Annotated in this window: 18 protein-coding genes and 1 pseudogene; 7 read left to right on the forward strand and 12 right to left on the reverse strand. The window is 65.8% G+C overall.

Going from position 1 to position 13,046, the window contains the following annotated elements; genetic code table 11:
* Positions 1-116: 116 nt before the first annotated feature.
* The gene (locus VGD28_RS18385) at positions 117-290 is read right to left on the reverse strand and encodes a hypothetical protein (RefSeq protein WP_331029812.1); all 174 of its coding nucleotides are present in this window, start codon (positions 288-290) and stop codon (positions 117-119) included.
* A gap of 101 nt (positions 291-391) precedes the next feature.
* Between VGD28_RS18385 and VGD28_RS18390 the strand changes: the two genes are divergently transcribed.
* From VGD28_RS18390 to VGD28_RS18405, 4 genes are all read left to right on the forward strand, one after another.
* Complete coding sequence (locus tag VGD28_RS18390) at positions 392-823, forward strand: hypothetical protein (protein ID WP_331029813.1); 432 nt, start codon at positions 392-394, stop codon at positions 821-823.
* A gap of 4 nt (positions 824-827) precedes the next feature.
* Positions 828-1,637: a ferredoxin--NADP reductase gene (locus VGD28_RS18395; RefSeq protein ID WP_331029814.1), complete on the forward strand. Its 810-nt coding sequence runs from the start codon at positions 828-830 to the stop codon at positions 1,635-1,637.
* A 592-nt stretch (positions 1,638-2,229) separates the two neighbouring features.
* The gene (locus VGD28_RS18400; protein ID WP_331029815.1) at positions 2,230-2,505 is read left to right on the forward strand and encodes a DUF1902 domain-containing protein; all 276 of its coding nucleotides are present in this window, start codon (positions 2,230-2,232) and stop codon (positions 2,503-2,505) included.
* Between the two features lie 4 nt (positions 2,506-2,509).
* Positions 2,510-2,707 (forward strand): type II toxin-antitoxin system HicA family toxin, encoded by a 198-nt coding sequence (locus tag VGD28_RS18405; protein WP_331029816.1) that lies wholly within the window; start codon positions 2,510-2,512, stop codon positions 2,705-2,707.
* Between the two features lie 326 nt (positions 2,708-3,033).
* On the opposite strand, the gene VGD28_RS18410 is transcribed toward VGD28_RS18405, so the two are convergent.
* Positions 3,034-3,948, reverse strand: coding sequence for a threonine/serine dehydratase (locus VGD28_RS18410; protein WP_331029817.1), 915 nt, complete (start codon positions 3,946-3,948; stop codon positions 3,034-3,036).
* 201 nt (positions 3,949-4,149) lie between these two features.
* On the opposite strand from VGD28_RS18410, the gene VGD28_RS18415 reads away from it, so the two are divergent.
* A complete protein-coding gene (locus VGD28_RS18415; RefSeq protein WP_331029818.1) occupies positions 4,150-5,358 on the forward strand; it encodes a type III PLP-dependent enzyme in 1,209 nt (402 codons plus the stop codon).
* A gap of 149 nt (positions 5,359-5,507) precedes the next feature.
* Positions 5,508-5,951 (forward strand): VOC family protein, encoded by a 444-nt coding sequence (locus tag VGD28_RS18420; protein WP_331029819.1) that lies wholly within the window; start codon positions 5,508-5,510, stop codon positions 5,949-5,951.
* Between the two features lie 41 nt (positions 5,952-5,992).
* Here the strand turns inward: VGD28_RS18420 and VGD28_RS18425 are convergent.
* Positions 5,993-6,936, reverse strand: a pseudogene (locus VGD28_RS18425) (DMT family transporter).
* A 95-nt stretch (positions 6,937-7,031) separates the two neighbouring features.
* Between VGD28_RS18425 and VGD28_RS18430 the strand changes: the two are divergent.
* A complete protein-coding gene (locus VGD28_RS18430; protein ID WP_331029820.1) occupies positions 7,032-7,517 on the forward strand; it encodes an Lrp/AsnC family transcriptional regulator in 486 nt (161 codons plus the stop codon).
* A 77-nt stretch (positions 7,518-7,594) separates the two neighbouring features.
* Here the strand turns inward: VGD28_RS18430 and VGD28_RS18435 are convergent, their stop codons facing one another.
* From VGD28_RS18435 to rpsN, 9 genes are all read right to left on the reverse strand, one after another.
* Positions 7,595-8,245, reverse strand: coding sequence for an adenylate kinase (locus VGD28_RS18435; RefSeq protein ID WP_331029821.1), 651 nt, complete (start codon positions 8,243-8,245; stop codon positions 7,595-7,597).
* A 126-nt stretch (positions 8,246-8,371) separates the two neighbouring features.
* Entirely contained in the window at positions 8,372-9,730 is a 1,359-nt protein-coding gene (secY, locus tag VGD28_RS18440; protein ID WP_331029822.1) for a preprotein translocase subunit SecY, read from the reverse strand.
* A 126-nt stretch (positions 9,731-9,856) separates the two neighbouring features.
* Positions 9,857-10,408 carry a 50S ribosomal protein L15 gene (rplO, locus tag VGD28_RS18445; RefSeq protein WP_331029823.1) on the reverse strand — a complete coding sequence of 184 codons (552 nt, stop codon included), beginning with the start codon at positions 10,406-10,408 and terminating at the stop codon, positions 9,857-9,859.
* A gap of 114 nt (positions 10,409-10,522) precedes the next feature.
* The gene (gene rpmD, locus VGD28_RS18450; protein ID WP_331029824.1) at positions 10,523-10,726 is read right to left on the reverse strand and encodes a 50S ribosomal protein L30; all 204 of its coding nucleotides are present in this window, start codon (positions 10,724-10,726) and stop codon (positions 10,523-10,525) included.
* A 5-nt stretch (positions 10,727-10,731) separates the two neighbouring features.
* Entirely contained in the window at positions 10,732-11,427 is a 696-nt protein-coding gene (gene rpsE, locus VGD28_RS18455) for a 30S ribosomal protein S5 (RefSeq protein WP_331029825.1), read from the reverse strand.
* 2 nt (positions 11,428-11,429) lie between these two features.
* Positions 11,430-11,786, reverse strand: a complete 357-nt coding sequence (gene rplR, locus VGD28_RS18460) for a 50S ribosomal protein L18 (RefSeq protein ID WP_331029826.1) — start codon at positions 11,784-11,786, stop codon at positions 11,430-11,432.
* Positions 11,786-12,319 carry a 50S ribosomal protein L6 gene (rplF, locus tag VGD28_RS18465; protein WP_331029827.1) on the reverse strand — a complete coding sequence of 178 codons (534 nt, stop codon included), beginning with the start codon at positions 12,317-12,319 and terminating at the stop codon, positions 11,786-11,788. Before rplF ends, rplR begins: the two co-directional genes overlap by 1 nt.
* Positions 12,319-12,714, reverse strand: a complete 396-nt coding sequence (gene rpsH, locus VGD28_RS18470) for a 30S ribosomal protein S8 (protein ID WP_331029828.1) — start codon at positions 12,712-12,714, stop codon at positions 12,319-12,321. Before rpsH ends, rplF begins: the two co-directional genes overlap by 1 nt.
* 10 nt (positions 12,715-12,724) lie before the next feature.
* The gene (gene rpsN / locus VGD28_RS18475; protein WP_331029829.1) at positions 12,725-13,030 is read right to left on the reverse strand and encodes a 30S ribosomal protein S14; all 306 of its coding nucleotides are present in this window, start codon (positions 13,028-13,030) and stop codon (positions 12,725-12,727) included.
* Positions 13,031-13,046 lie beyond the last annotated feature (16 nt).

The following is a 13,046-nucleotide window of genomic DNA, read 5'->3' on the forward strand; positions in this document are numbered from 1 at the left end:
GGGATCCACCGGGAGGCGAGTGACGGACAGGAGGTTCGATCGTGCTGCTTGAGGCATCGTGGATCCCGGCACAAGGCCGGGATGACGGCGGAGCCGGGCTATGGAGATCGCCATCCTCACACCGTCCAGATCAGCACATTCCCCAATGCCACCAGCGCGCACACGATCATCAGCACGCCCTTCTGCCCCTCGCCCCTGCGAATGAGGCGCACCCCGCCCCACGCCAGCGCGAAGGCGGCGAGCATCAGGATGGCGAGGACAGTGGAACCGGCGGTCGGAAGATCGTCCATTCGCCACCCCATGCCCAAAGCGCCGTTCCGCGTCGAGCCAAGATATAATTGCGATTGACTCGCAATAACAGAATGCTAGGAGCAGCGCGAAGGGAGCGCCCGTGTACCATTATCTCGACCGCACCACTGCCTCGCTCGATCTCGGCGGCCGCTTCATCGTCTGGGCGGCGCGCGGCTGGGTTCAGGCGGTCAATCGCCGCCAGTGCCCGTGCAACGCGCTGGCCGAGGGTTTCGCCCGGTGGAACGCGGCAGCGGCGTTGCAATCCTTTTCCATGGCTATGGCAATTCTTAATTGCGAAGCTGGCGAACCCCTGTATTTCCGCGCTCCAGGCCATAGCCGCGTCAGCGACGACGAGGCGCTGCTGCTCGACTTGTTCGAGCAGGCGCCGCGCCGGCCCCAAAACGAGATGCGGGAGATGCTGGGCATGATCGTCCCCCCGACGAGCGCGCCCGCGCTCCAGATCGCGATCGAAACCGCGGCGGCGGCACTGGAGGCGATCGGCCTCAGCCCGTCGGCGCAAATTGGAAACTGAAGTGATGAGTGACCGCAACCATATCCCCCTCGCCCCCTCGGCGGCGCTGACGGTCGAGACCGTGACCAGCGTGCGCCATTGGAACGAGCATCTGTTCAGCTTCACCATCACGCGCCCGCAGAGCTTCCGCTTCCGCTCGGGCGAGTTCGTCATGCTCGGCCTGCCCGGCGAGGGCCGCCCGCTGCTGCGCGCCTATTCGATCGCAAGTCCCGCCTATGCCGAGGAGCTCGAGTTCCTCTCGATCAAGGTGCCGGACGGCCCGCTCACCTCGCGGCTCCAGCTGATCCAGCCGGGCGACCAGGTCTTCCTTGGCCGCAAGCCCACCGGCACGCTCGTCACCGATGCGCTGCTGCCGGGCAAGCGGCTGTTCTTCCTGTCGACCGGCACCGGCCTCGCGCCCTTCCTCAGCCTCGCGCGCGATCCCGACGTCTATGAGATGTTCAACCAGGTCCTGCTGGTCCACTCGGTGCGCCGAGTCAGCGACCTTGCCTTCCGCGAGGAGCTGGAGGCGCAGCTCGCCGGCGACCCGCTGGTGCAGGATCAGGCGCTGCTTCAGTTCAACTATCTTCCCACGGTCACGCGCGAGCCTTTCCCGACCAGTCAGCGCATCGGCACGCTGATCGAGAATGGTGCGCTGTTCGGCCCCCAGATGCTCGGCGAGAAGCGCCTCGATCCCGAGACCGACCGCGTCATGCTGTGCGGCAGCATGGAGATGATCAAGGATCTCTCCGCGATGCTCGACGGCCTCGGCTTCGAGGAAGGCTCGAACGCCAAGCCGGGGCATTATGTGATCGAACGCGCGTTCGTGGGGTGAGGCGGCGGCGGCGATTTGAAGACCGGATGTCTGCGATTGGGTGGAAGCAGCCGTAAGCCCCTCTCCCGTTGGGAGAGGGAAGGAGCCGACGCAGTCGGCGGAAGGGTGAGGGCAGGCCGCTTGTCTCTTAAACCTGCCCTCACCCTTCCCGCCGCGTCGCGGCGGGCCCCATCCCTCTCCCGAGGGGAAAGGGATGCAGCGTCCGCAAAGCGGTCGTTAGCGGGCGCCCCTTCTCCGTCGTCCCGGCCTCGTGCCAGGTTCCACGGCGCCGCGGAGCTGGACAACTTATCCCTTGCAATGTTGGATTTCGTTTGCTCCGCTTCCTGAGCGATGGAGAAAGCGGGTTTGACCGGTACTCACATAGCTGAGTCCGCGTGTTCAGGGCGAAATCGCGATCGTTCCGAGCAAGGCACAATCCAGCCCGAATTGCGTTCTACACGAATTAATGGCACATAAGCCGTGATGGGAGGCCGGGCATGAACGTTGAACGCGGCTGGACCGCGCCCCAAATATGTGACGTTCAGCGGAGGCATACTGAAAATAAAGGGTTCATTGATAGCCTTGTGGGCATGGCCCGCAGGTTGGGATTGCCGTGCCCAAATTTGTCGAACTGAAGGTTCATCTCGCCGAGGACGAGGAAACCGGCCGGTGGTATATTGCCGAATCCGATATTCCCGGCCTTCGCGTGGAAGCAGCCAGCGCAGGTGACCTCATCCGGATGGTTGAGGAGATCGCTCCCGAACTTATTGAGCTGAACGTGGCGGAAATCCTCGAAAATGCCGGTGTTAAGCTGGCCAAGCGTACCGCTCCGAAGCCCTCCCTGGGCATCAAGCCTGTATTCGATTCCCCTATGGCAGTCGCGTGCTGAACGAGTGGGCAGCGACTACGGGCGCGAGTTGGAGCGGCTGCTCGTAGAAGCGGGCTGCACCTTCGTGCGCAACGGCAAGGGCGACCATGAAATCTGGCACTCGCCGATTACGAACCGTCACTTCGTGCTCGATCGCAGCTGTGAGGTTCGCCATACCGCCAACGGCACATTGAAGGATGCGGGGCTTCCGAAGGCATTCTAACCACACTCCTCGCTCCACCCTTCCAATGTTGGAATCCGTCTGATCTACCCTGATCGGTGGAACACCGGCCAGAATATCCCAAACCCGGCACGAGCGGCGCATCGACGGCGCGCAAGTGGCGCGCTTCGGCCGCGTCACCGGCGCCAACCCGTCGCATACCTGTCCGCTGCCGGCGCGCAGGTGGCGCGTCGGTGGCGCGTGGCCGCGGCGCCGGCGGCGCGCGGGTGGCGCATATCCGGCGCGTTGCCGGCGCAAACCCGCGGCGTTTCCGGCGCATTTGCCGCAAAACCCCTGTTTTCCGTCAGCTTCGTCAGCCGGGCCGGCGCTCAGTCCGCCGAACCCAGCACCTTCGCATAGGCCTCCGGATCGGCATTGCCGCCCGACAGGATCACCAGCGTGTCCGGCGTCGGATCGACCTTGCCTGCCAGCAGCGCGGCCAGCGCGACCGCGCCGCCCGGCTCCACCACCAGCCGCAGCTTGCGCGCCGCCCAACGCTGCGCCGCGCGTACCTCGGCCTCGCTCACCGTCACGCCCGTCGCGCCGCGGCGCGACAGCACGTCGAAGGTCAGCTGGGCGGGCTGGAAGGTCTGGAGCGCGTCGCACGCCGTCGGCGGCGGCGAATCGCCGATCGATTCGATCCAGCCATTGGCAAGGCTGCGGCACATGTCGTCCCAGCCCTCGGGTTCGACGATCGTGGTCTCCGCCTCGGGCAGCGCCAGCGTCACGCCCGACGCCAGCCCGCCGCCGCCGCACGGCACCACGATCCGGCCCGGATCGGGCAATCGCATCTCGGCGGCCTGGGTCAGCACCTCGATCCCGATGCTGCCCTGCCCCTCGATGATCCACGGATCGTCGAACGGCGGCACCAAAGTCGCGCCTCGCGCATGGGCGAGGTGCGCGGCGATCTTGATGCGGTCCTCCTTCATCCGGTCGTAAGCGACGAGCTCGGCGCCCAGCGCGAGCGTCGAATCGCGCTTCGCCGCGGGCGCGTCGGCCGGCATCACGATCACCGCCGGGATGCCGAGTCGCTTCGCGGCCCATGCGACGCCCTGCGCATGATTGCCCGAGGAGAACGCGACCACGCCCTTCTCGCGCTGCTCGTCGCCGATCGCGGTCAGCCGGTGCCACGCGCCGCGAATCTTGAACGCGCCGATCGGCTGCAGGCATTCCGCCTTGAACATCACCGGAATCCCGCGGATCTCCGCCACCAGCAGCGGGGTCGGCGGCAAGATCGCCGCCACCTTCGCCGCCGCATCCCGCACCCCTGCCCGAGTCGGCTGCCGCAATATCGTCACGCATCACCCCGCATCATTCGTTCGGTCCCGGAATCACTTTACAAGGGGGGTCCCCGACCCTAAATGACCCCTCCGCTGCCCCATGGGACTTCCACCGCAAGGCAGTGTTTTCACCGTATGCCGCAAGGCAATTGGAGGTCCCTTGAGTTGCACAAGCATCATAGCGCGCTCGGGCTAGCGAAAGCCCTTCGTCCCGTCGAGCCGGTAACGCTCGTTCGTCCGCACGCTGCCAAGCGAGCAGCCCGATTCTTCGTCGAGAAGTTTCCGGGGACGACGATGTACGCCGTCAAGGCCAACCCGTCTCCCGAGCTGCTCCAGATCCTCTGGGATGCCGGAATTACGCATTACGACGTCGCGTCGATCGGCGAGGTGCGCATGGCGCGCCGCGCGCTGCCCAAGGCCGTGCTGTGCTTCATGCATCCGGTCAAGGCCGAGGAAGCGATCGAGGAAGCGTATTTCGTCCACGGGGTACGAACCTTCAGCCTCGACACGATGGACGAGCTTCAGAAGATCGTGCGCGCCACCCGTGGTGCGCAGGATCTGAACCTGTGCGTGCGCATCCGCGTCTCGTCGGATCATTCGAAGCTCAGCCTCGCCGCCAAGTTCGGCGCGGAGCCGGAGGACGTGGCCGAGCTGCTCGTCGCGACCCGCCAGGCGGCGGACGCGCTCGGCATCTGCTTCCATGTCGGTAGCCAGGCAATGACCCCCGCGGCCTATGCCGAGGCGATGGAGCGTGTTCGCGTCGCCATCGTCGCCTCGTCGGTCACGGTCGACATCGTCGATGTCGGCGGGGGCTTCCCCTCGACCTATCCCGGCATGGAGCCGCCGCCGCTCGACGCCTATTTCGGCGTGATCCACAACGCGTTCGAGAATCTGCCGATCTCGTACAGCGCGGAGCTGTGGTGCGAGCCGGGCCGTGCGCTATGCGCCGAATACAGCAGCTTGATCGTCCGAGTCGAGAAGCGCCGCGGCGACGAGCTGTACATCAACGACGGCGCCTATGGCGCGCTGTTCGATGCGGCGCATGTCGGCTGGCGCTTCCCGGTCACGCTGCTGCGTGAAGGCGTGGATGCGGAGACGGCGGAGTTCAGCTTCTACGGCCCGACCTGCGACGACATGGATCACATGGCTGGCCCGTTCGAGCTGCCGGCGGACGTTCAGGCGGGCGACTATATCGAGGTCGGCATGCTCGGCGCCTATGGCTGCGCGATGCGCACCGCGTTCAACGGCTTCGGCTCGGACACCGTCCATGAAGTGACCGACGAGCCGATGGCAACGCTCTATTCGGGCATCGGACTCGAGCGCCCGAGCAACGTCGTCAGCCTCGACCAGTTCAAGCGCCGCGCGCGCCGCTGAGCGGGCTGAGCAAGAAGACGGGCCGTCGTCCTCCGGGGCGGCGGCCTCTTTTCATGCACGGCGGATCGGTCTGCTGACACTAAAACGCAGCTAAAGCGTCTATAGTGCGGCGGCGCCGCGCAGAGCGGCGGAACCGAGGAGAGCCTGTCATGAAAATCGTGACCAGCCTGAGCTTTCAGGGCCAGTGCCGCGAAGCCTTTGAGTTCTACGCCAAGGTGCTCGGCGGCAAGATTACCGCCGCCATCCCCTATGGCGACGGCCCGCCGGGCATGCCGGTCGGTCCGCAGTACAAGGACTGGTTGATGCACGCCTGGCTCGATGTCGGCGATCAGTCGATCATGGGCGCCGATATGGACACCGATTGGGCGCCCAATGTCGACAAGCCCAAGAATGGCTTCGACGTCACCGTGCACACCGAGGACAAGGCAGAGGCGGAGCGCTGGTTCAATGCGCTGTCCGAGGGCGGACGCGTGGTGATGCCCTTTGCCGAGACCTTCTGGTCGCCCGGCTATGGCTCGCTGATCGACAAGTTCGGCGTGCCGTGGATGGTCAACACCAATCCTGCGGAGGGCTGGACGCCGTCGCAGTCCTGAGGGCTGAGAGGCCGTCACTTTCAGGAGTGGCGGCCCCTTCCTCAGTGAACCGCGTGCCGGCGGTGCGCCGCGATGCACGACAGCACGCTCGCCACCACCAGCCCGAACGCGGCGATCTCCAGCGGCAGCGGCAGCCGCTGCTCCCACAGGAAACCATAGATCAGCGCGAAGAGCGTCTCGAACAGGATCATCTGCCCGACCATGGTGAGCGGCAACAGCCGGCTCATCCGGTTCCACAGCGCATTGCCCAGGATCGAGGCGAGCACCGCGACCGCGATCGACACACCCGCCAATTGCAGCCACGCCGCCGCCGGGTGATCGAGCGGCTCGATAAGCAGCGTGAGCGGATCAGCACCACCGCCTGCGCACCGGTGACGAGCCCGGTCAGCAAGTTCCAGTCCTGCGTCGAAACGCTTGTCAGCCGCGCGAGACAGCGGCTGTTGACTACCGCAAAGGCGGTCCAAGACGCCAGCGCACCGATAGCACAGAGCAGCCCGGTCAGCTGCGCGGCTCCCGCTGCCGGCGCGGCCAGCGCCTGCCATCCGATGCACACCGCTCCAGCGGCGCAAAGCAGCAGCGAGGGGACGAGCCTGCGAAGCGGCACCGCGCCCGAATCGCGGCTGCCGATGATCGTCACCGCGACGGGAAGGAAGCCGATGACGAGCGAGGTCATCGCGATCCCGCCCGCCTGCACTGCCGCCGCCAGCAGGATATAATAGAGCGTGTTGCCGGCCAGCGCGAGCCAGCCCAGCGACAGCCAGTCGCGGCGGCTGAGCACCGGCAGGATTGCGTGCCAGCGCGGCGCGATCAGCGCAGCGGACAGCAGGCCATAGGCAAGGTAGCGGCCGATCGCGAGCTGAAGCGGCGTGAACCCGCGCACCAGCTCCGGGGCGAGAAACACCAGCCCCCACAGCGCGCCCGCACCTGCGCCGCAAAGCACACCCAGATAGGTGCGGCTGGACGGCGGCGAGACAGCTAACTCCACGGATCGACCTCATTGTAACGGCCGCGGGGAGATATCAGCACAGATGCGGGATTTGCGCCCTTGATCGGCGCGCCAAATGCAACAAAAACTCGCCTATGAACCGATCGATCACCGCAAGGCGCACGCTCGACAGCTTCGACCGCGCGATCCTGCGGATCCTGCAGCGCGACAACAAGACGCCCCAACGGCGCATCGGCGAGACCGTGAACCTCTCCGCCGCCGCGGTGCAGCGACGTATCGCGGCGATGGTGGACGCCGGTATCATCGCGCGCAACGTCGCGATCGTCGATGTGCAAGCGGCTCAGATGACGATCACTTCGATCGTCGAGGTCAAGATGATCAACGAGCATCAGCAGACCGCCGCCGCGGCTCGGGCGCTGTTCCAGGCCACGCCGGAGGTCCAGCAATGCTATTACGTCACCGGCGGGATCAGCTTCGTGCTGGTGATCGTCGCGCCCGACATGCCGGCCTATGAGGCGCTCACCCGCCGCCTCTTTAACGAGAACGAGGCGGTCGCGAGCTTCCGCAGCCTGATCGCGCTCGATCGGGTCAAGACGGGCAGCGAGATCGTCATTCCCTGATCGCGGCGTCCGCCCGCGCTTCACAGCCAAAGAAAAAGGGGGCCGAAGCCCCCTTCCCTGCGTTCTGACGCCCCGGCTTACGTCTTGCCGTCGAGGATCGCCTCGATCGCCGCGGTCACCTCGGCAATGTCGGCCATGCCGTCGACGCGCTTCACCAGGCCGCGTGCTTCGTAGATCGGCAGGATCGGCGCCGTCTTGGCGCGGTATTCGGCCATGCGCGTGCGCACCGTTTCCTCATTGTCGTCGGGTCGGCGCTTGAACTCGGTCCCGCCGCACTGGTCGCACGTGCCCTCGACCTTGGGCAGCTTGAACGTGTCGTGATAGCCCTCGCCACAGGTGGCGCAGGTGAAGCGGCCCGTGATGCGCTCGACCAGCGCGTCCTCGTCCACCACCAACTCGATCACATGATCGAGCGTGCGGCCACGGTCCGACAGGATCGTATCGAGCGACTCCGCCTGCGCGGCGGTGCGTGGAAAGCCATCGAAGATCGCGCCCTTCTCGCCGAGGCCATCCAGGCTTTCGCCGATGATGCCGCTGACGATCTCGTCGCTGACGAGCTCGCCCGCCTCCATCACCGCCTTGGCCTTGAGGCCCACCGGCGTGCCGGCCTTCACCGCGGCGCGCAGCATGTCGCCAGTCGAAAGCTGGACCATGCCGCGCTCGTCCTCGAGCCGCGACGCCTGGGTGCCCTTCCCGGCCCCCGGAGGCCCCAACAGGATGATGTTCAACAGACTTCCCCTCTGTTCGTTGCGGCGCCAGCCCGCTCCCCCACCCGGTCACCCAACGGCAGTATCATATGGGTGGCCGGGTGGGGGAGCGGACCGGCACCGTTGAACCTAAGCTTGCCCCGCCTGTCAGCGGAGTCGACCGCCCTTAAGCTTCGCCTTCTTGATCAAGTCGCCATACTGGTGCGCCAGCAAATGCGACTGGATCTGGGTCACCGTATCCATCGTCACGTTGACCACGATCAGCAGGCTGGTGCCGCCCAAATAGAAGGGGATCGACAGCTGGGAGACCAGCCATTCGGGCGCCAGGCAGATGATGGTCAGATAGGCCGCGCCGATCACGGTGATACGCGTCAGCACATAGTCGAAATAGGCCTCGGTGTTCTTGCCGGGACGGATGCCGGGAACGAACCCGCCATATTTCTTGAGGTTGTCCGCGGTCTCCTCCGGGTTGAACACAACCGCTGTGTAGAAGAACGAAAAGAAGATGATACCGGCGCCGTAGAGCAGCATGTACACCAGCGATCCGTGCTGGAGATACTGGTTGAGGCTGATGACGAAGTCGCTCCACCAACCCTGACCCGCCTGCTGCTGGCCCGCGAACTGGCTGATCGTCAGCGGCATCAGCAGCAGCGAGCTCGCGAAGATCGGCGGGATCACGCCGGCGGTGTTGATCTTGAGCGGCAGGTGGCTGCGCTCGCTCTGCACGCCGCGCTGCGTCTGGCGCTTGGGATACTGGATCAGGATGCGGCGCTGCGCGCGCTCCATGAAGCAGATGAACAGAACCAGCAGGGCCACCGCGGCCAGGATCGCGACCAGCGTCACGGGGTTCATCGATCCGCTGCGGCCGCCCTCGAACAGCTGGACGAGGGTGGTTGGCAGATGGGCGACGATACCCGCCATGATGATCAGCGAGATGCCGTTGCCGACGCCGCGGTTGGTGATCTGCTCACCCAGCCACATCAGGAACAGCGTGCCGCCGATCAGGCTGACGACGGCGCCGACGATGAACAGCGGCCCCGGCTGGATCACCGGCGAGATGCCGTTGACGCCCGCCTGCAGGCCGGCGGCGATGACATAGCCCTGGATCGCGGTGAGCGCGACGGTGCCGTAGCGGGTGTACTGGTTGAGCTTCTTGCGTCCGCTCTCGCCTTCCTTCTTGATCGCGGCGAGGGCGGGCGACAGCGAAGTGGCGAGCTGAACGACGATCGACGCGGTGATGTACGGCATCACGCCCAGCGCGATCACCGACATGCGCTCCAGCGCGCCGCCCGAGAAGGTATTGAAGAAATCGAGCACGCCGCCCTGGGTGCGCTGCGCGAGCAGGCCCAGCTGGGTGGGATCGATACCGGGCAGCGGCACATAGCTCAGCATCCGGAAGACGATCAGCGCGCCGAGGGTGAACCACAGGCGCTTCTTGAGTTCGGTGGCCTGGCCGAATTTGGACAGGTTAAGGCCGGATGCGAGTTGATCGGCTGCGGATGCCATGTGCGCGAATATCCTGGAAACCAAAGCGGCGGAGGAGCGTCTTCCGCCACCCCGCCGCTCATATAGGGCATGAAACCCGTTGGGCAATCATCCCCGGCGCGCCCGCGCCGGGGTGATGCAAATGGGTTACGCCTTGGCGGCCTTCTTGCCGGACGCCTTCAGCTCGGCAATCGCCTTCTGCTTCACGCGATGCTTCGCGGCATGCTTGTCGGCAGCCGGAACGATCGTCGGAATGGTGACCTTGCCGCCAGCCTTCTCGACCGCCTCGATCGCGCCCTTCGACGCGCCGGCGACGGTGAAGTTGAGCTTCGCCTTCAGCTCGCCCTTGGCGAGCAGACGGACGCCATTCTTGCCGCCACGCGCCAGGCCGACGGCCTTCAGCGCCGCGTGATCGATATCGGTCGCGGTCAGCTTGCCGGCGTCGACCAGCTTCTGGATCGCGCCCAGGTTGACCTCGGCATAGTCCTTGGCGTTCGGGTTGTTGAAGCCGCGCTTCGGAAGGCGCATGTGGAGCGGCATCTGGCCGCCCTCGAAGCCGTTGATCGACACGCCCGAGCGCGCCTTGGCGCCCTTCTGGCCGCGCCCCGCGGTCTTGCCCTTGCCCGAACCGATGCCGCGTCCGACGCGCATCCGGCCCTTACGAGCGCCTTCATTGTCGTTGATCTCGTTCAGTTTCATTGTCTGCACTCGCTTTCGCTTTTGTCGCGCTCGATTCCCGGACAGTCCGGAAACCGGAAAGGGGGCCGATAGCCCCCTCTCCTCCATCTGTCACCTGGAAAGGTGCCGCAGGCGTTAGCCCTCGACGCTCACCATGTGCGCCACCTTACGGATCATGCCGCGCACCTCGGGGGTGTCCTGCAGCTCGACCGTGCGGTGCATCTTGTTGAGGCCCAGGCCGATCAGCGTCGCGCGCTGATCCTTGGTGCGGCGGATCGGCGACCCGGTCTGGGTCACCTTCACCGTGCCGGCTGCCTTGGCTGCTTCCTTCTTCGCCATGCGCGTTACTCCGTGATCGCCGCAGCGTCAGCCTCGGCGGTCTGCGAGCCGCCACGGCCCAGCAGATCGGCGATCTTCTTGCCACGGCGCTGCGCCACCGCCTTGGGCGAGGTCTGGTCGCCCAGGGCCTCGAAGGTCGCGCGGATCATGTTGTAGGGGTTCGACGTGCCGACCGACTTGGTCACGACGTCGGCGACGCCCAGGCTCTCGAAGACGGCGCGCATCGGGCCGCCCGCGATGATGCCGGTGCCCGGAGGCGCCGAACGGACGGTGACGTTGCCCGCACCGAAATGGCCGCGGCCGTCATGGTGCAGCGTCCGGCCCTCGCGCAGCGGCACGCGGACCATCGCCTTCTTGGCAGCAGCAGTCGCCTTCGAGATGGCTTCCGGCACTTCGCGCGCCTTGCCATGGCCGAAGCCGACCCGGCCCTTGCCGTCGCCCACGACGACCAGCGCCGCGAAGCCGAAGCGCTTGCCGCCCTTCACCGTCTTCGAGACGCGGTTGATGTGGACCAGCTTCTCGATCAGCTCTTCGCCGCCATCCTCGGCGCCGCGACGGTCGTCGCGGCGGCCACGGTTGCCGTCACGGCCGCCACGGCCACCGCGATTATCGCCGCCACGGCCGCCACGGCCACGACGGGGGGCTTCGTTACCGGCCTCGGGTGCGCCCTCGACGGGCGCCTGGTTCAGTTCGTCAGCCATTCTTAGAACTCCAATCCGCCTTCACGGGCGGCATCCGCCAGCGCCTTGACGCGACCGTGGAACAGGAAACCGCCACGATCGAAGACGACCTGCGTCACCCCGGCCTTCTTGGCAGCTTCCGCGATGCGGGTGCCGACAGCCTTGGCGGCGTCGATGTTCGCGCCGGTCGAGCCGCGCACGTCCTTGTCCAGCGTCGAAGCGGCGGCCAGGGTCTTGCCCTGCGCGTCGTCGATCACCTGCACATAGATGTGCTTGCCCGAGCGATGCACCGACAGCCGGGGACGACTGCCCGAACGCGCCTTCAGCGCGGTCCGGTTGCGACGGCGGCGCTTCTCGAAGAGAGAGAGACCCTTGCTCATTACTTCTTCTTCCCTTCCTTGCGGAAGATGAACTCGCCCTCGTACTTGATGCCCTTGCCCTTATAGGGCTCCGGCTTCCGCCAGCGGCGAATTTCGGCCGCGAACTGGCCGACCTTCTGCTTGTCGTTGCCCGAGATCTCGACGGTGGTCTGGTCGGGGGTCTTCACCTCCACGCCTTCCGGCACCTCGAGATCGACGTCGTGCGAATAGCCGAGCTGAAGCTTGAGCTTCTTGCCCTGCGCATTTGCGCGATAGCCGACGCCGGTGATGAGCAGCTTCTTGGAGAAGCCCTCGCTCACGCCCGTGACCAGGTTCTGCACCAGCGTGCGCTGCATGCCCCAGAAGGCCTTGGCGCGCTTGGTATCGTTCGCCGGCTTCACAGTGATCGTGCCGTCGCCTACCTCGTACGAGATGTCGTCGGCGGTCGGCATCGTCAGGGTGCCCTTGGGGCCCTTGACGCTGATCGTGCCGCCCTCGACGCTGGCGGTGACGCCAGCGGGAACGGTGATCGGCTTCTTACCGGTGCGGCTCATCAGAACACCTCCGCCAGCACTTCGCCGCCAACGTTCTGGTCGCGCGCCTCGGCGTCCGACAGAACGCCACGGGGCGTCGAAACGATGGTGATGCCCAGACCGTTGCGGATCTTCGGCAGCTCCTTGCTGCCCGAATAGACGCGGCGGCCCGGCTTCGAGACGCGCGCGATCGACTTGATCGCGGGCTGGCCCTCGAAATACTTCAGCTCGATGCGGATGCCGGCCGCGGGGCCCATCTGCTCTTCGCTATAGCCACGGATATAGCCTTCGCGCTGAAGCACGTCGAGCACGCGGGCACGCAGCTTCGACGCGGGCGTCAGGACGCTGTCCTTGCGCGCGCGCTGGCCGTTGCGGATGCGGGTGAGCATATCACCCAGGGGATCGGTCAATGCCATCTTCTAACCCTTACCAGCTCGACTTGGTGACGCCGGGGATCAGGCCCTTGTTGGCCAGATCGCGCAGCATCACGCGCGCCAGACGGAACTTGCGGTAATAGCCGCGCGGACGACCGGTCAGCTCGCACCGGTTGCGGATGCGAGTCGGATTCCCGTTGCGGGGAATCTCGGCCATCTTGAGACGAGCGATCAGGCGCTCGGTCTCGTCGAGCGACGTGTCCGCCGCAATCGCCTTCAGCTTCGCATACTTGCCGGCGTACTTCTTCACCAGCTGCTTGCGACGCTCATTCTTGTTCACGGAACTCAGTTTCGCCATGACTTAAGTTCTCTTT

The organism is Sphingomonas sp. (genome assembly GCF_036402235.1).
Taxonomy (GTDB): domain Bacteria; phylum Pseudomonadota; class Alphaproteobacteria; order Sphingomonadales; family Sphingomonadaceae; genus Sphingomonas.

Excerpts from the sequence above, each read along its gene's own strand:
- VGD28_RS18385 (WP_331029812.1), bottom strand. The coding sequence starts at position 290 with ATGGACGATCTTCCGACCGCCGGTTCCACTGTCCTCGCCATCCTGATG.
- VGD28_RS18395 (WP_331029814.1), top strand. The coding sequence starts at position 828 with ATGAGTGACCGCAACCATATCCCCCTCGCCCCCTCGGCGGCGCTGACG.
- VGD28_RS18420 (WP_331029819.1), top strand. The coding sequence starts at position 5,508 with ATGAAAATCGTGACCAGCCTGAGCTTTCAGGGCCAGTGCCGCGAAGCC.
- VGD28_RS18430 (WP_331029820.1), top strand. The coding sequence starts at position 7,032 with ATGAACCGATCGATCACCGCAAGGCGCACGCTCGACAGCTTCGACCGC.
- secY (WP_331029822.1), bottom strand. The coding sequence starts at position 9,730 with ATGGCATCCGCAGCCGATCAACTCGCATCCGGCCTTAACCTGTCCAAA.
- rplO (WP_331029823.1), bottom strand. The coding sequence starts at position 10,408 with ATGAAACTGAACGAGATCAACGACAATGAAGGCGCTCGTAAGGGCCGG.
- rpmD (WP_331029824.1), bottom strand. The coding sequence starts at position 10,726 with ATGGCGAAGAAGGAAGCAGCCAAGGCAGCCGGCACGGTGAAGGTGACC.
- rpsE (WP_331029825.1), bottom strand. The coding sequence starts at position 11,427 with ATGGCTGACGAACTGAACCAGGCGCCCGTCGAGGGCGCACCCGAGGCC.
- rplR (WP_331029826.1), bottom strand. The coding sequence starts at position 11,786 with ATGAGCAAGGGTCTCTCTCTCTTCGAGAAGCGCCGCCGTCGCAACCGG.
- rplF (WP_331029827.1), bottom strand. The coding sequence starts at position 12,319 with ATGAGCCGCACCGGTAAGAAGCCGATCACCGTTCCCGCTGGCGTCACC.
- rpsH (WP_331029828.1), bottom strand. The coding sequence starts at position 12,714 with ATGGCATTGACCGATCCCCTGGGTGATATGCTCACCCGCATCCGCAAC.
- rpsN (WP_331029829.1), bottom strand. The coding sequence starts at position 13,030 with ATGGCGAAACTGAGTTCCGTGAACAAGAATGAGCGTCGCAAGCAGCTG.